Source organism: Nonomuraea sp. SYSU D8015, from assembly GCF_008065375.1.
Classification (GTDB): domain Bacteria; phylum Actinomycetota; class Actinomycetes; order Streptosporangiales; family Streptosporangiaceae; genus Nonomuraea.
In genome coordinates this window covers 167,007-188,903 of sequence record NZ_VJYI01000009.1, presented here as the reverse complement: position 1 = coordinate 188,903, position 21,897 = coordinate 167,007, and the positions used below count along the sequence as shown (strand labels likewise).

Sequence of the window (21,897 nt, the reverse complement as noted above, 5' to 3'; positions counted from 1 at the left end):
GTTGGCCGGACCGAACACCAGAGCCGCAATAATGCTGCCCGTGGCGACAGCATCCGCAATAACTTCGACGACAGCACAGTCGTACCGCAGACCGAACCTGGTCAGTGTCGGGACGATCGTCTGGCTGTCCTCTGAGCTCATGTTCTTCGCGGCGCTGTTCGCGATGTACTTCACCATCCGGTCGGTGAGCGAGGGCAGGGGCATCGAGTGGGGCCCGGCCTTCCTTCCCGTAGGCGCGCAAGCCGCCGAGGGAGTCGCTCATCTGAACATCCCGTTCGCGACGGTCAACACGATCATCCTGGTGCTGTCGAGTGTGACGTGCCAGCTCGGCGTGTGGGCCGCAGAGAAGGGACAGGTCGGCAAGCTCCGCTTCTGGTACATCGTCAGCTTCCTCATGGGCGCGGTGTTCATCGCGGGCCAGCTGTACGAGTACGCCGAACTGGCGTCAGAGGGCGCGACCTTGTCCGCTAACGCCTACACCTCGGTGTTCTACCTGACGACGGGCTTCCACGGCCTGCACGTGACCGGTGGCCTGATCGCGTTCCTGTTCATGCTGGGACGCACGTACGCCGCGAAGCGCTTCACGCATGAGCAGGCCACCAGCGCGATCGTCGTGTCCTACTACTGGCACTTCGTTGACGTCGTCTGGATCGGTCTTTTCGCGACCATCTACATCATTCGTTAAGGAACGGGATCTCTGTGACTAGGATCACCGCTTGGCGGCGGCATCCCCTCGCGAGATACGCCGTCCTGATTTTGGCGTTGGCGCTGGTCGGGATGGTATACGCCGCCTTTGTCCAGGCGGGTAAGCCTGCCGACGCGGCTCTGGCGGCAGGCAAGGTCGATGACGTGGCCGAGGGCAAGAGCCTGTTCGTCCAGCACTGCTCCAGCTGCCACGGCATGAACGCGGAGGGCACCGGCACGGCGCCCACGCTCATCGGCGTCGGCGCCGCGGCCGTCGACTTCCAGATGAGCACCGGCCGCATGCCCGCGGCCAACCCCGGCGCTCAGGCCCCGCGCAAGCCTCCGGCGCGCTGGGTCAACGAGACGACGACCCGCCAGATCGCGGCCTACGTGCAGTCGCTCGGCGGTGGCCCGCTCGTCCCGGCGGCCGAGCAGGTCGACCCGAAGGGCGGCGACGCCGGCAGGGGCGGCGAGCTCTTCCGCGCCAACTGCATCCAGTGCCACAACTGGGTCGGCGCCGGCGGCGCCCTGACGCAGGGCAAGTACGCTCCCAACCTCAACTCGGCGACCCCGACGCAGATCTACGAGGCGATGGTCACCGGCCCGCAGGCCATGCCCGTCTTCAACGACACGACGATCACGCCCAAAGAGAAGCAGGACATGATCGCCTACATCACCCAGGTGCGCGCGCAGAAGGACCCGGGAGGTTTCGGCCTCGGGCGCATTGGCCCCGTGACCGAAGGTCTCGTAGCGTGGATCGTGGGTCTTCCCGCCCTCGCACTCGCCGCCATCTGGATCACCGCGAAGAAGCGACACAAGCCATGACAGACAACGAGCACGAGATCGAGCAGCCGGACGAGCGCGTCCCCAAGCGCGTCATCGGCACCCCCGCGCCGGGCACCTCGATGCTCGGCACCGTGGAAACGGCGGACGTCGACGCCGAAGTCCCCGGCGTGACGCTGCAGGACGAGGCCAAGGCCCGCAAGGCCGAGAAGGTCGTGGCGCTCTGCTTCACGATCACTTTCCTCGCGGGCATCGCGTTCCTCATCTCCTACGTGGTGTTCCAGGTGGGAAGCCCTGAGGCGACCGGCACGTCCAACCTCGCGCTGGGCACCTCCCTGACGGTCGCGATCCTGGCGCTGGCGATCGGCATCGTGGTCTGGGTCCGCCAGATCATGCCGAAATACTCGCTGATCCAGGAGCGCCACGAGATGGCCTCCGCCGAGGCCGACCGCGAGGTCGTGGCCGACACGTTCGTCCAGGGCGCCAACGAGAGCGGCTTCGTCAAGCGCAAGCTGCTGCGCCGCACCCTGCTGCTGGCGGCCGCGCCGCTGGGCCTGGTGCCGCTGGTGCTGCTGCGCGACCTCGACAACAGCAAGATGCCGGGCGCGAAGTTCAACAACCTGCTGCGCCACACGGTCTGGGGTGAGAAGAACAAGGAGGGCAAGCCGCTCAAGCTCGTCGTCGAGGGCACGGGGCAGCCGATCCGCGCCGCCGACTTCAACTCGCCCGGCGGCATCCTCTCGGTGGTCCCCGAGGGCTACGAGCACGACCTCAACGCCCTCGCCAAGGCCACGCTCATCCTCATCAAGTTCCGCCCCGAAGAGCTGAAGGCCGGCGTCAGGAAGAACTGGACGCACGACGGCATCGTGGCCTACTCCAAGATCTGCACCCACGTGGGCTGCCCGGCGGCCCTCTACGAGCAGAACACCCACCACATCCTCTGCCCGTGCCACCAGTCGACGTTCGACGCCGCCGACGGCGCCAAGGTCGTCTTCGGCCCGGCCGCGCGGCCGCTGCCGCAGCTGCCGATCGCCGTCGACGAGCAGGGCTACCTCATCGCCCAGGGAGACTTCGACGTGCCGGTCGGTCCCAGCTACTGGGAGCGCGGTGACGCCGAGAAGGCTGCCAGGGAACAGGGAGGCCAGGCATGACCGACCAGTTGAAGACGGTCCCGAAGGCGATCTCCGGTCCGTCCACCTTCCTCGACGAGCGGCTCGGCGCGGGAAACTTCCTCAAGCGCAACATGCGGAAGATCTTCCCCGACCACTGGTCGTTCCTGCTGGGTGAGATCGCGCTCTACTCGTTCGTCATCCTGCTGCTGACCGGCACGTTCCTGACGTTCTGGTTCAAGCCCAGCATGATGGAGATCGCCTACGACGGCTCGTACGCGCCGCTCAAGGGCGTCATGATGTCCGAGGCCTACGCGTCGTCGCTGGAGATCAGCTTCGACGTCAGGGGTGGTCTGCTCATCCGGCAGATGCACCACTGGGCGGCCCTGTTGTTCGTGGCCGGCATGACGGTCCACATGCTGCGGGTGTTCTTCACCGGCGCCTACCGCAAGCCGCGCGAGATCAATTGGATCATCGGCGTGCTGCTGCTCACGCTGGCGCTGGCCGAGGGCCTCACCGGCTACTCCCTCCCCGACGACCTGCTCTCCGGCGCCGGTCTGCGGATCACCGAGGGCGTAGCGATCTCGCTGCCGCTGGTGGGCACGTACATCACGTTCTTCCTGTTCGGCGGCGAATACCCGGGCGAGGACATCATCCCCAGGTTCTACTCGCTGCACATCCTGCTCATCCCCGGCATCCTGCTGGCGCTGGTCTCGGCCCACATGGTGCTCATGTGGGTGCAGAAGCACACCCAGATGCCCGGCAAGGGCCGCACCAACGCCAACGTGGTGGGCGCGCCGTTCTACCCGGCCTTCATGGCCAAGGCGGGCGCGTACTTCCTGTTCACGCTGGGCGTGGTGGCGGGTCTGGCGACGTTCACCCAGATCAACCCGATCTGGCTGTTCGGCCCGTACACACCCGCGGACGTGTCGGCGGGCTCACAGCCCGACTGGTACATGGGCTTCCTCGAAGGCGCGCTGCGCATCATGCCGGCGTGGGAGATCAACCTCTTCGGCACGTCCCATGCGGGTACGCTGCCGCTGAGCGTGATCATCCCGGCGCTGGTGCCGATGGGCATCATCATGACCGGTCTGGCGCTCTATCCGTTCCTGGAACGCTGGGTGACGGGCGACAACCGCGAGCACCACGTCGCGGACCGCCCGCGCAACAACCCGCACCGCACCTCGATCGGCATGTCGGCCATCACGTTCTACGGCGTGCTGTGGCTGCTCGGCGCCAACGACGAGATCTCGGCGAACTTCCAGATCAGCCTCAACTGGACGACGTACGGCGGCCGCGTGCTCGTCTTCGTCGCTCCGGCGCTGGCGTACGTGATCACCTACCGCATCTGCCTGGGCCTGCAGCGCTCCGACGCGGCGGTCATCTCGCACGGTGTGGAGTCCGGCGTCATCAAGCGGCTGCCGCACGGTGAGTTCATCGAGGTCCACACGCCTCCGGCGGAGGACATCGAGGCTCACATGCGTGGCAAGGAGCCGGTGGCGATGCTGCCGGTGGCCGAGGACCCCGCGGGCATCCCGCCCAAGGGCATGCGCGGGCCGCTCGGCAAGCTGCGCGCCCGCATGTCGAAGGCGTACGGCGGGGAGAAGATCCCGCTGGACGACGGGCACGGGCACGGGCACGAGGATGAGGAGCACGCGGCCGTCGGCCACGGCGACGACCGTAGTTTGACGCACTGATGCTTCTGTAGAACCGGGCCCGGACGGATCTTTCCGTCCGGGCCCGGTTGCTGTGCGCCCATCTTTTACGGTCGCCCAAGGTCACCGCACGCGCCGTAGACCCTTGCCGCCCGTCATGGCCGGTGGTGAAGGCTCACGGGTTTCTCGCCGTGACGGGGCGCATCCTGGGCCGGCTCCGTGGCCGAATCGTCACCCGTCTCCCAGCATGAGCACGCCGGCGAGCCGCGCATGCGATACAGGCGCGGTCACGCGCACGAGAGGACGGCAGCCCTCGCCGTCCGTGCGCAGGCAGCTCTGTGGAAGGTCAGTCGGCCTCGGGGAAGCCGATGGAGAAGGCCGCGTCCAGGTCGTGCTTGGAGTAGGCGCGGAACGCGATGTGCGTCTCCGTGTGCAGCACGCCGTCGACCTTGTTGATCCGCCCGGGAACGATCTCCGCGATCTGCTCATAGACCGGCACCCGGACCATGGCCAGCAGGTCGTATTCGCCGGTGATGGAGTAGACCTCGCTGACCCCGTCGATCTCGGCGATCGTCTCGGCGACCTCCGTGATCCGGTCAACCTCGGCATTGATGTGGACGATAGCCGTGACCATGGACCAACTCTAGCGGGTCACTGCAACGGCCGCCCCTCCCGTCCCCGGCCCCGCTCGAGATGGCTGTAGGCGAGATCGATGCGGGCCTTGTGGCGGGCGGCGCCCCAGGCGGGCAGGCTCCACTCGCCGTCGACCTCCACGAGCCGCACGCCCGGCGACTCCAGCCAGCGCAGGATGCACTCGGTCTCCTCGGCGCTCGCGGCGTGGACCGGGCCGGGACCGGGGATGACGACCTCCGCCGTGGCCGTCAGGGAGGCCACGAAAGGGGTCGGGTGGGCGCCCTTGGGCATGACGCCGGCCGCCGCGAGGCGGCCGTAGCGGATCACGTGGATGTCCCAGCCGCCGCCGAAGGCCGGGCTGGCGGCGACCAGTTGCGGGATGCGGGTGATGGAGCTCAGCCGCTGCATGCGGGCCGCCGTGCGGACGAACGCCGCCAGCCGGTCGCGGTCGACGGACGCCTCCTCGTAGCGCTGCTCCACCGACAGGCGCTCCATGCGGGCCGACACCGCGGTGAAGACGGGCGTGGCGTCGAGCGTCATGGCGCGCCGGGCGTTCTCGACGTGGATGGCGTATTCCTCCGCGCTCTCCTTGCCCTCGCACGGCGCGCCGCAGCGGCCCATCTCGTGCAGCACGCACGCCGTGCGCCGGGTGCGCAGGCTGATCGGCTGGGTGCACTGGCGCAGCGGCACCGCCTCGTGCAGCGCGATGCGGGCGTCGTCGGCCAGGCGGGCGCTGGTGAAGGGGCCGAGATAGGTGGCCTCGTCGTCCTTCAAGTCGCGCACGATCGACAGGCGGGGGAACGGCTCGGCGGTGAGCTTGAGCCAGACGACCTTCTCGGGGAAGCGGGATCGGCGGTTGTAGCGCGGCTTGGCGCCGCCGATCAGGCGCAGCTCCCTGACCTCGGCCTCCAGGGCGGTGGCGCAGACGATGTGGCGCACCCGCTCGGCGATGCCGATCATCTCGCGGATGCGCGGCCGAGTCTCGCCGGCGGTGAAGTAGGAGCGCACGCGGTTGCGCAGGTTGGTGCTCTTGCCGATGTAGAGCACCTCGCCGCGCTCGTCCTCGAAGAGGTAGACGCCGGGCGCGTGCGGCACGGACTCGGCCAGGTGGCGTTTGCGCTGCTGCTCGGGCGTGGGGGCGCGGACGAACGACTTGAGCTCTTCGAGCGTGTGGACCTGGAACGACCCGGCCCGCTCGATCAGCCCGTGCAGCACGTCGACGGTGGCTCTGGCGTCCTGCAGGGCACGGTGGCACGGCTCGACCGGGCTGCGGAAGAACCTCGCCAGCGTGGCCAGCTTGGCGTTGGGGATCTCGTCGCGGGTCAGCACGCGCCTGGCCAGGTCGACGGTGTCGACGACCGGGTTGGCGGGCGGGGGATAGCCCTGCGCGGCGCAGGCGGCCTTGATGAAGCGGGTGTCGAACCCGGCGTTGTGGGCCACCAGCACGGCCCCGCGGACGAACTCCAGGAAGCTCGGCAGCACCGCCTCGATCCGCGGCGCGGCCATGACCATGGCGTCGGTGATGCCGGTCAGCACGGAGATGAACGGCGGAATCGGCCCGCCGGGATCGACCAGCGTGGAGAACTCGCCCAGCACCTCGCCCGCCCGCACCTTGACCGCGCCGATCTCGGTGATGGCGTCGTCGGAGGGGGCGCCGCCGGTCGTCTCCAGGTCGAACACGACGAACGTGACCTCACTGAGCGGAGTGCCGAGCTCGTCGAGAGTGCCTTGTACCGCGTCCACGAATCAAGACCATAGAGAGACCGACCGACAGGATCGAATAACCATCCCTCTTGATCCTTAGTTACCCTTCCCTTTATGTCGGCGGGAAGACTGGCCGGTCGTTACTCCCTCCTGCGCCCCCTGGGCGCGGGCGGCATGGGGAAGGTATGGCTGGCCAGGGACGAGATGCTTGATCGCGAAGTCGCGGTCAAGGAGCTCACGCTGCCCGAGGGCATGCCGCCCCAGGAGCGCGAGGCCTCGGTGAAGAGGGCCGTGCGCGAGGCGCAGGCCACCGCGCGGCTGCGCCATCCGGGCATCGTGGCGCTGCACGACGTGGTCGTCGAGCACGGCCGGCCGTGGCTGGTCATGGAGCTGCTGCGGGGCCGCACGCTGGGCGAGACGGTGCGCGAGTTCGGGCCCATGCCCCCCGACTACGCCGCGCGCATCGGCGCCGACGTGCTGGAGGCGCTGTCCGTCGCGCACGCTCAAGGGCTGCAGCACCGCGACGTCAAGCCGGGCAACGTGTTCCTGACCGAGAGCGGCAGGGTGGTGCTCACCGACTTCGGCATCGCCAGGCAGGAGGGCCAGGCCACGCTCACCGAGCAGGGGCTGATGATCGGCTCGCCCGGGTTCATCGCGCCCGAGCGGCTTGAGGGCCAGCCCGGCGGCCCGGCCAGCGACCTGTGGTCGCTCGGCGCCACACTCTACGTCGCGGTGACGGGGGCGCCGGCCTACGACGGGTCGCCCTCCCAGCGGATCCGCGCCACGCTGATGGCGCCGGCGCCGGTCGCGCCGGGCCCGCTCGGGTCGCTGGTCGCCGCCATGATGGCGCAGCACCCCGCGGCCCGTCCCGACCCGCGCGCGGTCGTGTCCGCGCTCCGCCAGGTCGCCGCCGGCGGCCCGGTGCCGCAGCTGTCCGCCGGCCGCGAGGTGACCGCGCCCGGCCCGGTCAGGAAGCGCGGCAGGGCGGTGCTGTGGATCTCCGCGGCGGCGGCGCTCGTGGTCGCGGCGGGCGCGGCCGGCTTCTTCGTCGTCGACGGCGTGGGCGACGCGGCGCCGACGGCGTTCTCCGTCCCCATGGACGTGTGCACGTTGATCAGCGCCGAGGAGGTGGGCAGGCTGCTGCGCACCTCCAACCCGCCCAAGGGGCAGCCCGACTCCAACGACATCGGCCCCAAGTGCGGCTGGCAGATCGCCGGTTCGGGCGTGGGCCTGCAGGTGCAGAAAGACTCCGACACGGTCGACCCGTGGTCGATGACCCCGGTCGCGGCCCGCAAGCTGTTCCAGAACCAGAAGCGTTACTGGAGCAAGTACGACGACTTCGACTGGTCGTGGCCGGAGATCGGCGTGAAGAAACCCCAGAAGGCCACGCGCAGCCAGGTGCGCCAGATGAGCGGCGTCGGGGAGGAGGCGTTCGGCTTCGAGCTGCTGGGTCCCACGGGCCGGATGCACACCGCGCAGGTCTACTACCGGCTGGCCAACCTCGTGGTGAGCGTCGAATACACCACGCTCGCCGACCGCCCGAGCGACGAGGACATCAAGCAGTCGGCCCTGAAAGCCGCGCAGGCGAGCGAACGGACGTTGCGCGATGCCGGGTGACCTCTACCTGCTGGCCGGCCGCTACCGGCTGATCGAGCGGCTCGGGCAGGGCGGCGCGGGCACGGTGTGGCGCGCCATCGACGAGGTGCTCGACCGGCAGGTCGCGGTGAAGCAGGTGCGCGTGCCCGAACGGCTCGCCCCGCACGAACGCGCGGAGTTCACCGACCGGGCCATCCACGAGGCCAGGTCCGCGGGGCGGCTGCGCGACCCGGCCATCGTGCTGGTGCACGACGTGGTGCTCGAGGGCCACCAGCCGTGGATCATCATGGACCTGGTCACCGGCCGCTCGCTCGACAAGCTGATCAAGGAGCGGGGGCCGCTGCCGCCGGAGCTCGTGGCCCGGGTGGGGCTGCGGGTGCTGTCGGCGCTGGAGGTCGCCCACGCGCACGGCATGCTCCACCAGGACGTCAAACCGGCCAACATCCTGCTCGACTCCGACGGCTCGGCCATGCTCACCGACTTCGGCATCGCGGCCCCGATGGGCGGGCAGGGCGACAGGTTCGGCAGCGCGGGCTCGCCCGGCTACATGGCGCCCGAGCGGCTCAACGAGCAGCCCTCGACCCCGGCGTCCGACCTGTGGTCGCTCGGCGCGAGCCTCTACACGGCGGTGGAGGGGCGGGCGCCGTTCGAGCGGGAGCTGCCCGCCGCGGTGGCGGCGGCGGTGCTGCTGCACGAGCCGCCGTTCCCGACGCGGGCGGGTCACCACCTCGGCGGGCTGCTGATGGCCATGCTCGCCAAAGACCCGGCCGCCAGGCCCACCGCGCCGCAGATCCGCCAGGCCCTGAGCGCTCTGACCACCGGCGTCCCCGCGGCCGCCTCGGGAGGCCGCCGGCGGCGGTGGCTGTGGTCCGCCGCGGTGGCCGGCGTCGTCATGCTCGGCGCGGGCGGCTGGTACGCCACCGCCGCGCTCGGCCAGCCCGAGACCGGCAGATTCGCCCAGGCGCCCGACCCGTGCAAGCTCCTCAGCGACGCCCAGGCCGCCCAGCTCATGAAGGGGAGCCCTCAGCGCAAACCGTCCCGGCCGGGCGAGTGCCAGTGGACCAGCGACGATTCGGGGGGGCGGCGCCTCACCGTCCGAGCATGGGTGGAGAGGCCCGCCGGCGACCTCGGCGGCCCGCAGGTGGCGCAGCGGCGCTTCGCCAGCGAGAAGTCCACCAGGGCCGCGGGGAAGGGCAAGGAAGGGCGCACCGTCCGCGGAGGGGTCTCCGACGTGCCGGGGGTGGGGGAGTCGGCGATCATCCAGAACTCCTTCACGTTCGACCTCGGCTCCACGGAGGAGGGACGATCCGACAGCATCGTGCTGCTCCTGACGAGTAATCTGCTGGGCGAAGTGGTCTGGCATCGGGATGACGTGCCGACCTCGAATCCGGCGGAGAAGGACACCGCCATAGCCGCCGCCCGTCTGGTGTCCGCGGCCCTGCAGAAATGAATGATCTGCAAGCACCTTGCAAGGGGTGTGACTAGCATGTTTCCCCGCAAGTCAGGGCAACCCCAGGAGTCCCCGTGAATCCCGGCAGCGAGTACGAGCCCCCGACCAACCCTTACCAGGCGCCGGGCCGGCCGTTCGAGCCGCAGGGCATGCCGCCGGGCCCGCGACAGGGCATTCCCCCAGGGCCACCGCAGGGCATGCCGCCTGGTACGCCGCCGGGCATGCCGCCGACGATGCCGAACATGGCGCCGCCACCGCCCCGGCGGCCCGCCTGGTTGCTGCCCACTCTGGCCGCCGCGCTGGTCGTCCTGGTCGCGGCCGGCGGCGTCGGCGCCTACCTCATCTACGGCAAGGCCTCCTCGGCGCGGCCCCCGGCCCAGACCGGCCGGCCGCAGACGTCCCAGCCCGCGGCCGCCGCGGCCAAGGGCCCCGACGTGTGCGCCATGCTCCCCAAGGAGGAGGTCGACCGGCTCGTCCCCGACGCCACCGTCGCCAAGTCGTCCAGAGACAGCGATGCCACGGTCACCTTCACCTGCAACTGGGTCAACCGGCGCATCTCGTTCGGTGAGTTCTGGCGCGACCGCGAGATCGACGTCAGGGTCGAGCAATGGAAGGGCGAGGGCGCCAGGACCGGCAGGTCGGTGGCCCAGGGCTCGTACGAGGTCGACTACCGCGGCGGCAAGTACGGCGCGACCGCCACGCCGTCCCTGGACCCCGGCCAGAAGATGTACGTCTCCCCGGTCAGGGACATCCCGGGCGTGGGCGACGGCGCCTTCGCCCAATACACGTGGAACCGCGACGGGAAGCTGCTCTGGTACGCCTTCGGCAAGGCCTACGCCCGCGTCGGCGACATGACCATCGAGGTCAGATACCAGGCGGGCCAGCAGCGCAAGGACGCGCAGATCCTGTCCAACGAGACCGTCCAGGCGATCACCGAGGACAACGCGATCCGCGAGGTGAGCGGCCTGATCAAACACTTCGCCCAGGGTGTGGCCGCCTGGCAGGCGAAGAACCCCAACGTGCTGGCCCAGGCGGAGCCGTCGCAGGCCACGATCCCGCCGAGCGCCCAGCCGACGCCCTCGCCGACCGTCCTGGCCGCCTTCCCCGCCGACTGCGAGGCGATCACCGAGGCGGCCACGCGGCTCGTGCCCGAGCCCCAGAAGCGGGCGCGCGGCACCGTGGTCGGCGACGACAACCAGACCGAGTGCCGCTGGCTCAACCGCGAACTGCCCGGCGACAGCGCGGACACCACGAAGATCCGCAGCGCGCTGATCACCGTTCACCGGTTCACCAACCGGGCGGGCGCGGCCGACGAGACCGCCGCGAAGAGCTACTTCGCGAGCGAGCGCGGCGCCGACAAGCACGTGGCCGGGTCGTCGATGGGCGGCATCAAGTGGGGCAAGGTGACGGATGTCGAGGCGCTGGGCGATCAGGCCTACCAGCAGTACCTGCAGACCAGGCGCGGGGAGGTGTCCGCCTCCAGCGGCACGGTGCTGATGCGCAAGGGCTCGGTGGTCGTGCGCGTCGACTACTCCGGCCACCAGCGGCCGAAGGACGAGCCGACCAACTCGCCCGAGGTCGAGTTCATGACCGAGAAGGAGGCGATGGCCGGCGCCCTCACCCTGGCCAAGGCGTACATGGCGGGGATGACCGGGCAGCCCGCGGGCAGTTAGGCCGGCGCGTCCCGCAGCCGCTCCACGCGGATGCCGCGCAGCAGCAGCTCCGACACCACCCCCGCGGCCAGCAGGCTGACCAGCAGGGCGGCGCCCACGACGAGCGCGACGGGCGCCGCCGCGACCTCGTGCGGCAGCGGCGGCGTCACCGGCGCCTCGGCGAACTGCGGGATCCTGCCCAGCGCCGCCCAGGCCGCCGCCAGCCCCGCCAGCAACCCGGCCAGCGTGCCCGCGGCCACCGTGATCACCTGCTCCAGCAGCAGCGCGACCCGCAGCGCCGCCACTTCGGCGCCGGACGCCTCCAGCGCGGCCAGCTCGTACGCGCGCCGCCTGGCCGCCGTGTAGAGCGCCAGCACGGTGCGCCCGAGCGCCAGCGCGGCCGCCGCCAGGGCGGACACCAGCAGCAGCAACAGCGCCAGCCCCGGCCCCTGCCCGGCGAAGGACGCGGTCAGGTCGTCCACGTGCCGCCGCGACGTCACCGACAGCCCCTGCCGCTCCAGCGCCCGCTCCAGGGCGGCCGTGTCGGACAGGCTGGTCCACACCTGGAACTCGGCCTTCTCGTGCACCCCGTACGCGGCCCTGTCGGCCTGCTCCAGGTCCACCAGGACGCCCGCGTCGGTCAGCCCGGGTGCGGCGGCGGACGTGACGGCCGTGCGCACAGGGCCCGCGTAGGCGTTGTCCAGCCCGGGCACCACCCGGGTGCCGATCGGCCCGACCGCGACGGCGGCGAGCTGCTCGTCGTACGTGTCGGGGCGCAGCGTCTGGTTGCCGACCATGGTGATCGCGAACGTGCCGTCGCGCGGCGGAGGGTTGTCGTCCACCCGCCACGGCGGCAGGTCCAGGGGTCGCCACCGGCCCTGCTCGCGTACGGCCATGCTCTTGACGGTCACCCGGACGAACGCGGACTCCTCGAACTGCGCCGGCGGCAGCGCGTCCCCGCGGAAGGCGCGCAGCTCGCAACGGGCCCGCTCGCAGGCCGGCGGCAGGTTCCACTCGTGCACGCCGGAGCGGCCGGTCAGCGTGCCGAGGGGAAGCTGCGTGGGCCGCAGGTGGCCGGGCACGCGGAACACGGCCGACAGCCTGATCTGCCAGTCTTTCGGCGGCCTGTCGTGCGTGACCTCGGCGCGGAACCTGTCGCCGCGCACCCACACCCGCGGCCCCGTGCGCCCCGGCAGCGCGGCCGCGACCTGAGGCAGGGACCTGCCGCCCGCCAGATCGGGCCGCCACGCCGCGCCCACGGCCGCCAGCCGCGCCGGGTCCGCGGCGATCAGCTGGGGCGGGCCCGGCACCTTGATCACCGGCGCGGCCGTCCTGCCGCCCGGGTCGGCGGCCTTCACGGCGTCGATCAGCGTGCTCGGCTCGACCGGCCGGACGGTGATCGCGGTGGCCGCGCCGTTGTGGAACCTGGCCGCCACCGCGTAGTCGCCCGACGTGGCCGTCCACGCCGACACCGCGAACGTGGCCAGCCCGAACGCCGTCCCCAGCACGATCACACTGCCCGCGGTGACCGGCCCCCTGGCCACCTGCCGCAGCGCGAGGAACGGCCCCAGCCCGCCGTGCCGCCTGGTGACCCCGAACAGCCGCCTGGTCAGGACCGGCAGCACGCGGCTGCCCACCAGTGCCACGCCCAGCGCGATCAGCCCGGGCACCGCCATCGCGCCCGAGCTGCGCCCCGACACGTCGGTGATCACGCCGGTGGCCAGCAGCTCGACCAGCCCGAGCGCGGTGACCGCCAGCACCACGGCGTCGAGCGCCCAGCCGCGGGCCGTCCTGCGCGGGGTGCGCCGCCACTCCTCGGTGACCGGCCGCGTCGCCGTGCGCCAGCCCGCGAGCGCCGCGGCGAGCACGCCGCCCAGCATGGCCGCGACCCCGGCCAGCGCCGCGTCCGGCGGGAAGCGCGCCGGGACGTCCGCGGGCAGCAGCGCGCCGATCATCGCGCCCGCCGCGGCGTGCCCTACGAGCAGGCCGAGTGGGACGGCGGCGGCGAGCAGCAGCAGCGGCTCGGCCAGCGCGAACAACCACACCCGCACCCGCCCGTGCCCGCGCAGCCGGGCCAGCGCGATCTCCGCACCGCGCGCCCTGACCAGGTCGCCCACGGTCTGGAAGAGCAGGATCCAGCCCAGCGCCACGAGCTGCGCGATCACCAGGAGCGTCGGCACGCCCAGCGAGCCGGTGTTCGCGGTCATGACCTTGAGCATGTCGCCCACGCGGGAGAACACGATGGCCTTGGTGTTCCGGCCCACGGACTCGGCAGCGGCCTGCATGGCGACCAGCGCCTCCACGTCGGTCCCCTCCAGCCGGTCGGGGTCGATGGAGAAGATGGCGTAGTCGGTCCAGCCCGACTCGCTCGGGGAGCCGCTGACGTCGCCGGAGATGTTGTACGTGTTCAGCCTGGTCTGCGGCACGGTGAAGAGCGCGTCCACCTTGTCACGGCTCGGCTCGCCCTCGGTCGAGAACAACGACCTGCCGAACCAGAACGGATCATCGACGGCCCCCGGCCGGTAGATCCCGACCACCGTCAGCTCGGCCGGCTTCCGCCCGGTCTCGGTGTACTCGACGTTGACGAGGGACGTCATCGTGAACCGCCGGCCGACCTTGAACCCCGACGCCTCGCTGGCCATCACCTCCTTGCCCGCGCTCGGGCAGCGCCCCTTGACCAGCGTCAGGTGCTCGCACTGCCCGTCCTGCCACACCAGCGCGTACGAGCGCCGGTCGCCCGGCAGGCCGCTGTTCGTCTCCATCCCGAAGATCGGCCGGCTGACGAAGCCGGCGCCCGAGGTGAACGCCGCCACCTTGGCCTCGATGCCGCCCTCGGCCGTGGTGTAACGCCAGCCGCGCCCCTCCAGCGGCGCCGCCTTCACCGCGTCCCTGGCGATCGTCGTCCGCGCCGCGGCCGAGTAGACGGGGCCCACGGCCGCCGAGGCGATCGGCACGATCGCGATCAGCAGGACGACCAGCGAGAGCGTGCGGCGTTCCCAGAGACCGCGCAGGATCACGGTTCCGCCCTTCTGAGCGCGATGCCGTCCTCCAGCTCCTCGATCCTCGCCATGGAACCGGGCGGCAGCAGGTGATGGTATTCGGGCGGCACCTGCACGGCGCCCTCCCTGCCGACGACGACGAAGTCCTCGCCGCGCCTGCCCTCCGCGCCGACGCGGCCGTCCCTGATCGTCACCGTACGGCTCAGCGCCTCGCTGACGGCGGTGTCGTGCGTGACCACGACCGCCGTCGTGCCTTCGGCCGCCGCCGCGCGCTTGATGAGGTCGACCACCCGCGCGCCGGACTCCTCGTCGAGCTGGCTGGTGGGCTCGTCGGCCAGCAGCAGCTTGGGCGCGTTGGCCAGCGCCACGGCCAGGGCCAGGCGCTGCTGCTCGCCGCCCGACATCCGCCCGGCCGGGCGGTCGCCCACGTCGTCCAGGCCCACCCGGCGCAGCAGGTCTCGGGCGCGGCGGCGGTCCCGCTTGACCGCGCGCTGGGCGAAGGCGACGTTCTGGGCGGCGGAGAGGTAGCCGATGAGGTTGCGCGCCGGGTTCTGCAGCACCATGCCGATGTGCGCGGCCCGCAGCCGGTCGAGCCTGCGCTGGTTGAGCCGGGCCAGGTCGACGCCGTCCAGCCACAGGCGGCCCGCGCTCGGGCGCAGCAGCCCGGCCAGCAGCCACAGCAGCGTCGACTTGCCCGCGCCGGAGGGGCCGAGCAGGGCGACCGTCTCGCCCGCGTCGATCACCAGGTCCACGTCGCGCAGCGCGACGACCTCGACGTCCTGGGCCTTGTAGATCTGCACGATCCCGTCGCACCTGACGACGCTCATGGGCGATGCCCTGCGGTCGTGCGGACCTGGCTCATGAGGTGCTCCTCGACTGCCGGCCATGGGCGAGGGCACGCAGATCGATCACCCGGTCGCAGCGCTCGGCCACCTCGGGGTCGTGCGTGGCGATCACCAGCGTGGTGCCCTCGCCGGTCACCGCGAGGAGCTCGTCCAGGACGAGGGCGCGGTGCGTGGCGTCCTGCTCGGCCGTCGGCTCGTCGGCCAGCAGCACCCGGGGCCGCAACGCCAGCGCCCTGGCCACCGCCACCCGCTGCTGCTGGCCGCCCGACAGCTCCTCGACCAGGTGATCGGCGAACTTCGACACCCGCAGCCTCTCCAGCGCGGCCGCGGCCAGACTTACGGCCTCACGCGGCGCCCGTCCCGCCGCCCGCAACGCGACCTCGACGTTCTCGGCCGCGGTGAGCAGGCTCAGCAGCCCGTACGACTGGAAGACCAGCGCCAGCCCGGCCCGCAGCTCCGGCTGCTCGTCCAGGGGCACGCCGCCGACCAGCACGCGTCCCGAGGCGGGCGGGAGCAGGCCGGCGAGCGTGGTGAGCAGCGTGGTCTTTCCGGATCCCGACGGGCCCATGAGCGCCACGCGTTCGGCGCGGTCCAGCTCGAGGGTGAGGTTCTCGATGATCGTACGCCCTCCTGCCCGGCAGCTGAGTGCATGGCAGGCGAGCGCCGGTCCAGGCGTCACCCGCGGATCATCCTCCTGACCAGTGATCCACGTCAACGGTTAATGAGGCTGCAACCGGGTTGCAAGTGGGACAAATACCGTTATTACTGCAAGCACTTGAGCCGCGCGATCGGGTTTGTCCAGTACAGGGGCATGGGCAAGCCCAGGGGGTCACGCGGCTCAACCCTTTTCCCGGCTGCTTCTTTCCCGCCGGTTCTTCTTCAGCGGGCGTTTCTCCCGCGTGAGCGCGTCTCCCGTCAGCGTCGTCGCGACGGCCGCTCCAGGAACGGCTCCAGCAGGCCCGGCACAGCGTGTGCGGCCAGCTCCAGCCCGTCGCCGCGGTCCACGTCCACCACGTCGTAGCTGCCTTCGCCGGCGGCCGTGGTGGCCGAGACCGTCACCAGACCGTTGCGGCGCTGGAAGAACGACTCGCTGATCGTCCAGCCCGAGATGCCGGCGCGGTCGAGCGCGACCGTGTGCCGCACCGCGGCGCCCCTCCTCGTGATCAGGTGCCGCCCGCCGAGCGCGTGCCCGAGGTTCCTGGCGCTCTCCACGGCCAGCCACAGCCCCATCGGCAGCGCCACACCCGGGACCAGCCACACCCACGGCCGCGCCCACGCCCACGGCACCATCCCGTACGCCGCCCACGCGACACCCGCCAGCACCACGGCCGTGACCAGCGCCCGCACGACCCGCCTCCGCCTGGCCGCCGACGGATGCCGCCGAAGCCCGTTCCCCCTCACCGCCGACAACACGCCCGCCAGTGAGGCACCCGGACTCGCCACCTGATCCTGCCCCGGCCGCCCGCCGTCCGACATCTGACCCGGCCCCCGCCACCCCTCGCCCGACCCCTGGTCCGGACGCGGCCGGCCCCCGCTGGAGGTACTCGCGGCTGCCCCTGCGCCGGGCACGTCCTTGAGGCGGCCCGTCCCTGAGGACGCCGCCGTGGCGCCGCTGCGCTCGGTGGCCGATGCGGTGTCGCCGATGCGTGCGAGCGCAGCGGAGACCGGAGTGCCTGTCTCAGGGACGGCGCCGAAGGAAGGGCCGGGTGCGGTGGGGGGATGGGCGATCTGGGCGGCGAGGCGGCAGGCCAGCGGGCGGGGGAGCGGCGGGGTGAGGGCGGCGACGTCCTCGGTCTCGTTCTCCGCGGCCTTGCCGAGGCCGGTGGCGATGGCCTTGACGCGCGCCCCGCCGCCCAGCCGGAGCAGCAGCGGCTCGCTGATCTCCACCCCGCGCAGCCGGCGCTCCTCCAGCGTCAGCGACCGGGTGGTCAGCAGGCCGCGGCGCAGCCTCAGCCGGCCCGGCTCACGCTCAAGCCGGTAACGCCCCCACGACTCGGCGAACAGCAGCACGGCCCCCAGCGCCCCCACGGCGGCGTTCGCCGCGAGCAGCAGCGGGACGGCCTGCAGCGGCCGCGCCGTGACCCATGCCCACACGCTCTCGGCCGCCTCCGTGGTGATCACCTTGAGGCCGATCCCGTCGAGCACCTTGTAAGCGACGCCCAGCACCACCGCCGCGCCGGTGAACGTCCACAGCGACAGCGGCGCGTACTTGATCCACGACCACCGCAGCTCCACCAGCGGCCCGTCGCCCTCCTCCCGCGGGCCCGCCGCGGGGGCGTCGCCGAGCAGCAGCGTACGGCGGAGCGCCTCGGCGTCGTGCCTGGTCAACGGGTCGAGAGTGAGCTCGTCGCCCTCGGCGGAACGCTCGCCCGTGCCCACTTTGACGACGGTCAGCCCGAACACCCGCCGCACCGGATCGGCCCGCAGGTCCACGCTCCTGACCCGGTCGCGCGGGATCGAGCGGCTCTGGCGTACGGCGATGCCCGAGCGCAACTCCAGCCGGTCGGCGGTCAGGCGCCAGCGGGTCGCCCGGAGCCGGAGCAGGTCGTACGCCACCACCCCGGCGGCGATCAGCAGCGCCGCCCCCGCGCACGCCGCCACGACGCCTCCGACCGGCCAGTCCCGGCTCGTGAGGAACCTCGTCAGCCCGAGCACCGCGGGCACCACGACCGCGAGCGACTTGACCGCCGAGGCCCACAGACTGCGGCCGGACAGCCGCTGCCACGTCACGTCCGCGCCGGACGTCCTGCGCGGTTCCGCGGCGAGGTGAGTGCCGGACGCCTCGTGAGGGCCTCCCTCGTCCTGAGCGCGAGCCCCGCGCATGCGCGAGGCGTCGCCCCTCTGCTGCCCGGAGACTCCCGGCGCGAATGGCCCGCGCGGGTCGTGCGATGAGAAACCGTTCACGTGGCATCCCCCGGGGTCGCCTGGGTGAGGGCGGTCAGGCGTTCGGCCAGGGCGGTGGCCAGGTCGTGGTCCAGCGCCTCGATCTTGATGGCACCCGCGGAGGACGCCGTCGTGACCGTGACGTCGGCCAGCCCGAACAACCGCTGCACCGGCCCCCGCGCGGTGTCGATCCGCTGGATCCGCGACATCGGCGCCACCTTCCAGGTGTGCGTCAGCCACCCCTTGCGGGTGTACACGGCCTGGTCGGTGACCTCCCACCGCTCGACCCGGTAGGAGGCCCGCGGGGCCACCACCGCGATCACCAGGCACCCCGCGGCGAGCACCCCGACGACCGCCCCCAGCCAGACCGGCCGGTCGGTGAACACCCAGTACGACACCACGGCCCCGGCCGCCACCGGCACCATGAGGATCAGCCACTGCACCGTCCACCACGGGATCGCCCGCGGGTCGGCCTGGTTGCGCGGCGGCCGCAACGACGTCCCGCTCACTCGTCGGCCTCCGCCCTGCCCACCGACTCGGCCACGGCCAGCAGCACGAAGCCGAGCACGCCTGTCACGATGGACGCGAACACCTCGTACCCGTCGAGGAACGCCAGGTGGTTGACCACGATCAGGTTCTCCGCCCACCGCCACCATCCGAGCAGGCCGTTCACCAGGCCGCCCACGCCCTGCAGGAGCAGCAGCCAGCCGAGCACCTTCAACACCTCTTTCATGGGGAAATCGTCCCTTCCCGCCGACGGCCCCGGCGTCGGTCTGAGGTCTCGGGCGGCATCGACTTTGGTCGGTGTCGCCGTGCCCATGGGAGGGCCTAACCTCGGTGTACGTGACGGCGGTGCGACGTGAGGACGGCCTCGTCCCCGAATACCGGTGGGCGCTGCCGTCCGTGCTGCTCGGCGACGGCCGGGAGGGTCGCCGGGTGCGGCGCTCGCTGCGCGACTGGATCGTCGACATCACCATGTTCCTGATCGCCTGCGGCATCACGCTCCTGGGCCTGGAGGAGCTCCACCTCCAGCGCCAGCCGGAGCCCCTCATCCTCATCGAGCAGGTGATGGGCGCGCTGTCGTGCGTAGCGGTCTGGCTGCGGCGCCGCTGGCCGGTGTGGCTGGCGCTGGTGACCCTCCTGTTGTCGTCCTATCTGGAGCTCGTGGGCGGGGCGGCCACCGTGGCGTTGTTCACCGTGGCGGTGCACCGGCCGTTCAAGGTCTCCGGGCCGATATTCCTGCTGGCCCTCATCACCCTGGTGCCGTACGTGATCCTCCGGCCTCAGAGCGACATCGACCCGCTGGAGTGGGGCATCCTCCTCACGGCCCTCATGCTGACCATCTACGCGTGGGGCATCGTGATCAGGGCCAGGCGGCAGCTCATCTGGTCGCTCCGGCAGCGCGCCGACGGCGCCGCCGAGGAGGCCAAGCGGCTGGAGCGCGAGCGCATCGCCAGGGAGATGCACGACGTGCTCGCGCACCGCATCTCGATGCTCAGCCTGCACGCGGGCGCGCTGGAGTTCCGGCCCGACGCCCCGGCCGACGAGATCGCCAGGGCGGCCGGGGCCATCAGGACCAACGCCCACCTGGCGCTGCAGGACCTGCGCGAGGTGATCGGCGTGCTGCGCCACGCGCGGCCGGGCGAGGACGACACCGTCCCCGACCGGCCGCAGCCCACGCTCGCCGACCTGCCCGCGCTGGTCGAGGAGTGCCGGCAGGCGGGCATGGACGTGCGGCTCGACCTGGGCGTGGACGAGGCGCCCGAAGGGCTGGGCCGCAACCTCTACCGCATCGCGCAGGAGGCGCTCACCAACGCCCGCAAGCACGCGGGCGGCGCGCCCGTGACCGTCACCGTGACGGGCGCGCGCGGCAAGGGGCTGTCGGTGGAGGTACGCAATCCGCTGTGGTCGCGCCACCCCCTGCGCATCCCGGGGGCCAAGGCGGGGCTCATCGGGCTGACGGAGCGGGCGGAGCTGGCCGGCGGCAGGCTGGAGCACGGGCCGACGCCGGAGGGGCAGTTCGTGGTGCGCGCCTGGCTGCCGTGGCCGGTGGAGATCACTCGGGAGGACGCATGACGGAGCCGGTCAGCAAGCCGATCAGGGTGCTGATCGTGGACGACGACGCCATGGTCCGGGCGGGGCTGTCGATGATCTTAGGGGGCGTCGGCGACCTGGAGATCGTGGCCGAGGCCGGCGACGGGTCCGAGGTGCCGCCCCTGGTGGCCGAGCACCGGCCCGACGTGGTGCTCATGGACATCCGCATGCCGGGTGTCGACGGGCTCACCGCGACCGAGGCGCTGCGGGCCACCTCGTCGCCGCCCGAGGTGGTGGTGCTGACCACGTTCCACGCCGACGCGCAGGTGCTGCGGGCGCTGCGGGCGGGGGCGGCCGGATTCCTGCTGAAGGACATCGCGCCGGGCGACCTGGTGCAGGCGATCAGGAAGGTGGCGGCGGGGGAGCCGATCCTGTCGCCGGCGGTCACGCGGCAGCTGATCACGCACGTGTCGGACGGCGGGGCGGGGGAGCGTACGGACCGGGCGCGCAAGCTGCTCGCCCGGCTCAGCGAGCGCGAGCGCGAGGTGGCGCTGGCGGTGGGGCAGGGCAGGTCCAACGCCGAGATCGCGCGGGAGCTGTACATGAGCGTGCCCACGGTCAAGGCGCACGTGTCGCGGATCCTGACCAAGCTGGATCTCAACAACCGGGTCCAGGTGGCGCTGCTGGTCTACGACGCCAACGGCTGAGCAGCTCCTCGATCGTGGCCCGGTGCAGCACCAGGTCGTCGGGGTCGTCCGGCTCGGGCTGCTCGCCGAAGTGGATCCTGCGCCGCCAGACCCGGGCCATGATGATCCCGTGGCGGAGGGCGGCGTACAGCTCGTAGAAGTCCAGGTCGCGGGGCTGGTAGCCGGTCAGCTCCTGATATTTCCGGCAGACGTCGTCGCGGCCCATGAAGCCGGGCATGCCGGGGAGCTCCATGGCGACCGCGAGGTCCTGGAAGAACCGGTGCAGGAAGATCATCCACGAGAGGTCCAGCTCGCGCGGCCCCACGGCGGCCATTTCCCAGTCGAGCACCGCGACCGGGGTGAAGTCCTGGAACATCATGTTCCCGATGCGGGCGTCGCCCCAGCACAGCACGTCCGGCCCCGGCTCCTCGGGCCAGAGCGACTCCAGCCGGTCGAAGGCCCGCTCCAGCAGCGGGATGCGCCGCTGCGCGTGCGCCCACTCGTAGTAGGCGTACTGCGCGTCGACGTGCGCCCGCAGGCCGCGGGTGCCGATTCCGGACAGCTCCTCCGGTGTGAACGGTGCCTCGTGCAGCGCCGCCAGGATCCCCACGCTCGCGTCCTGGACTCTGCGCCGGTCCTCGGGGGCCGCGTCGCACAGCCACCCCCCGAACGTGTACGGCATGACGTCCGGCGGCACCTCGCCCTCGGCCCGCTCCATGACGAAGAACGGCGTGCCGAGCGGGCCGGGGTCCGGCTCGAACCAGAGGGCCCTGGGCGCTGGGATCCCAGCTTTCTCCCTGGCCAGGCGCATGGTCTCGAACTGCGCCCGCAGGTCGTACGACGGGAATATGGGGACCGCTTCTCCCGCGGGCGCCAGCCTGGCCACGCAGCGCGTCATGTCCCCACCCCAGGTCGCGGTGAAGAACAGGGTCTCACTTGACATGCCGTTGGCCGTCGGTCTGGACAATCCGGACACCTCGGCGTCCGGGCCGACCCTGCCGCGGAGCCAGGCGGCCACCCGTTCGCGCAGTTCTTCCAGGTCACGGGTGGAGGTGCGCACTTGCTCGGTCACGGTGGGCCTCCCTGTGAACACGTGCCCCGGCACAGTCGTACACCCCCAACCAAGCGCTCGTCCATACAAAGGCGGCCGTTACGGTCAGGTACGCGGCAGCCGTACCCTTGTC

18 protein-coding genes are annotated in these 21,897 nt (G+C 71.8%); 9 read left to right on the top strand and 9 right to left on the bottom strand.

Translation table 11 applies throughout. From position 1 onward, the window contains the following. Positions 1-31: 31 nt before the first annotated feature. From ctaE to qcrB, 4 genes are read left to right on the top strand one after another with little or no spacing between them, the layout of a single operon-like run. Positions 32-685, top strand: a complete 654-nt coding sequence (ctaE, locus tag ID574_RS33080) for an aa3-type cytochrome oxidase subunit III (protein ID WP_188192911.1) — start codon at positions 32-34, stop codon at positions 683-685. A gap of 14 nt (positions 686-699) precedes the next feature. Next, positions 700-1,509, top strand: a complete 810-nt coding sequence (gene qcrC / locus ID574_RS33075) for a cytochrome bc1 complex diheme cytochrome c subunit (protein WP_188192910.1) — start codon at positions 700-702, stop codon at positions 1,507-1,509. After that, positions 1,506-2,618, top strand: a complete 1,113-nt coding sequence (gene qcrA, locus ID574_RS33070; RefSeq protein ID WP_188192909.1) for a cytochrome bc1 complex Rieske iron-sulfur subunit — start codon at positions 1,506-1,508, stop codon at positions 2,616-2,618. Before qcrC ends, qcrA begins: the two co-directional genes overlap by 4 nt. Next, positions 2,615-4,273: a cytochrome bc1 complex cytochrome b subunit gene (qcrB, locus tag ID574_RS33065; RefSeq protein ID WP_188192908.1), complete on the top strand. Its 1,659-nt coding sequence runs from the start codon at positions 2,615-2,617 to the stop codon at positions 4,271-4,273. The genes qcrA and qcrB overlap by 4 nt, the downstream gene beginning before the upstream one ends. A gap of 304 nt (positions 4,274-4,577) precedes the next feature. Here the strand turns inward: qcrB and ID574_RS33060 are convergent, their stop codons facing one another. Beyond that, positions 4,578-4,865, bottom strand: a complete 288-nt coding sequence (locus ID574_RS33060; protein ID WP_188192907.1) for an Lrp/AsnC family transcriptional regulator — start codon at positions 4,863-4,865, stop codon at positions 4,578-4,580. A gap of 17 nt (positions 4,866-4,882) precedes the next feature. Further along, positions 4,883-6,607 carry a DEDD exonuclease domain-containing protein gene (locus ID574_RS33055; RefSeq protein ID WP_188192906.1) on the bottom strand — a complete coding sequence of 575 codons (1,725 nt, stop codon included), beginning with the start codon at positions 6,605-6,607 and terminating at the stop codon, positions 4,883-4,885. A gap of 75 nt (positions 6,608-6,682) precedes the next feature. Between ID574_RS33055 and ID574_RS33050 the strand changes: the two genes are divergently transcribed. The 3 genes from ID574_RS33050 (at position 6,683) to ID574_RS33040 (ending at position 11,287) form a co-directional block, all read left to right on the top strand. Then, complete coding sequence (locus ID574_RS33050; protein WP_188192905.1) at positions 6,683-8,185, top strand: serine/threonine-protein kinase; 1,503 nt, start codon at positions 6,683-6,685, stop codon at positions 8,183-8,185. Beyond that, positions 8,175-9,614, top strand: a complete 1,440-nt coding sequence (locus ID574_RS33045) for a serine/threonine-protein kinase (protein WP_188192904.1) — start codon at positions 8,175-8,177, stop codon at positions 9,612-9,614. The genes ID574_RS33050 and ID574_RS33045 overlap by 11 nt, the downstream gene beginning before the upstream one ends. A gap of 74 nt (positions 9,615-9,688) precedes the next feature. Continuing rightward, complete coding sequence (locus ID574_RS33040; RefSeq protein WP_188192903.1) at positions 9,689-11,287, top strand: hypothetical protein; 1,599 nt, start codon at positions 9,689-9,691, stop codon at positions 11,285-11,287. Here ID574_RS33040 and ID574_RS33035 read toward each other — a convergent pair. The 6 genes from ID574_RS33035 to ID574_RS60340 form a co-directional block, all read right to left on the bottom strand. Further along, on the bottom strand, positions 11,284-14,283 hold the full coding sequence (locus tag ID574_RS33035; protein ID WP_188192902.1) for an FtsX-like permease family protein: 3,000 nt from the start codon (positions 14,281-14,283) through the stop codon (positions 11,284-11,286). The genes ID574_RS33040 and ID574_RS33035 overlap by 4 nt on opposite strands. Then, complete coding sequence (locus ID574_RS33030; RefSeq protein WP_188192901.1) at positions 14,280-15,092, bottom strand: ABC transporter ATP-binding protein; 813 nt, start codon at positions 15,090-15,092, stop codon at positions 14,280-14,282. Before ID574_RS33030 ends, ID574_RS33035 begins: the two co-directional genes overlap by 4 nt. Before the next feature lie 31 nt (positions 15,093-15,123). Next, positions 15,124-15,789, bottom strand: coding sequence for an ABC transporter ATP-binding protein (locus ID574_RS33025; RefSeq protein WP_223167308.1), 666 nt, complete (start codon positions 15,787-15,789; stop codon positions 15,124-15,126). Positions 15,790-16,025: 236 nt separating this feature from the next. Beyond that, positions 16,026-18,014: a PH domain-containing protein gene (locus ID574_RS33020; protein WP_188192900.1), complete on the bottom strand. Its 1,989-nt coding sequence runs from the start codon at positions 18,012-18,014 to the stop codon at positions 16,026-16,028. Beyond that, positions 18,011-18,502, bottom strand: a complete 492-nt coding sequence (locus ID574_RS33015; RefSeq protein ID WP_223167307.1) for a PH domain-containing protein — start codon at positions 18,500-18,502, stop codon at positions 18,011-18,013. The genes ID574_RS33020 and ID574_RS33015 overlap by 4 nt, the downstream gene beginning before the upstream one ends. Then, positions 18,499-18,726, bottom strand: a complete 228-nt coding sequence (locus ID574_RS60340; protein WP_223167306.1) for a hypothetical protein — start codon at positions 18,724-18,726, stop codon at positions 18,499-18,501. The genes ID574_RS33015 and ID574_RS60340 overlap by 4 nt, the downstream gene beginning before the upstream one ends. Before the next feature lie 110 nt (positions 18,727-18,836). On the opposite strand from ID574_RS60340, the gene ID574_RS33010 reads away from it, so the two are divergent. Together ID574_RS33010 and ID574_RS33005 are read left to right on the top strand one after the other, a co-directional pair. Beyond that, positions 18,837-20,069, top strand: a complete 1,233-nt coding sequence (locus ID574_RS33010; protein ID WP_188192898.1) for a sensor histidine kinase — start codon at positions 18,837-18,839, stop codon at positions 20,067-20,069. Continuing rightward, the gene (locus ID574_RS33005; RefSeq protein WP_188192897.1) at positions 20,066-20,734 is read left to right on the top strand and encodes a response regulator; all 669 of its coding nucleotides are present in this window, start codon (positions 20,066-20,068) and stop codon (positions 20,732-20,734) included. Before ID574_RS33010 ends, ID574_RS33005 begins: the two co-directional genes overlap by 4 nt. On the opposite strand, the gene ID574_RS33000 is transcribed toward ID574_RS33005, so the two are convergent. Continuing rightward, the gene (locus ID574_RS33000; protein ID WP_188192896.1) at positions 20,685-21,785 is read right to left on the bottom strand and encodes a phosphotransferase family protein; all 1,101 of its coding nucleotides are present in this window, start codon (positions 21,783-21,785) and stop codon (positions 20,685-20,687) included. The two genes, ID574_RS33005 and ID574_RS33000, sit on opposite strands and share 50 nt — an antisense overlap. Between the last annotated feature and the right edge of the window lie 112 nt (positions 21,786-21,897).

Excerpts from the sequence above, each read along its gene's own strand:
- ID574_RS33050 (WP_188192905.1), top strand. The coding sequence starts at position 6,683 with ATGTCGGCGGGAAGACTGGCCGGTCGTTACTCCCTCCTGCGCCCCCTG.
- ID574_RS33030 (WP_188192901.1), bottom strand. The coding sequence starts at position 15,092 with ATGAGCGTCGTCAGGTGCGACGGGATCGTGCAGATCTACAAGGCCCAG.
- ctaE (WP_188192911.1), top strand. The coding sequence starts at position 32 with ATGCTGCCCGTGGCGACAGCATCCGCAATAACTTCGACGACAGCACAG.
- qcrB (WP_188192908.1), top strand. The coding sequence starts at position 2,615 with ATGACCGACCAGTTGAAGACGGTCCCGAAGGCGATCTCCGGTCCGTCC.
- qcrA (WP_188192909.1), top strand. The coding sequence starts at position 1,506 with ATGACAGACAACGAGCACGAGATCGAGCAGCCGGACGAGCGCGTCCCC.
- ID574_RS33005 (WP_188192897.1), top strand. The coding sequence starts at position 20,066 with ATGACGGAGCCGGTCAGCAAGCCGATCAGGGTGCTGATCGTGGACGAC.
- ID574_RS33045 (WP_188192904.1), top strand. The coding sequence starts at position 8,175 with ATGCCGGGTGACCTCTACCTGCTGGCCGGCCGCTACCGGCTGATCGAG.
- ID574_RS60340 (WP_223167306.1), bottom strand. The coding sequence starts at position 18,726 with ATGAAAGAGGTGTTGAAGGTGCTCGGCTGGCTGCTGCTCCTGCAGGGC.
- ID574_RS33060 (WP_188192907.1), bottom strand. The coding sequence starts at position 4,865 with ATGGTCACGGCTATCGTCCACATCAATGCCGAGGTTGACCGGATCACG.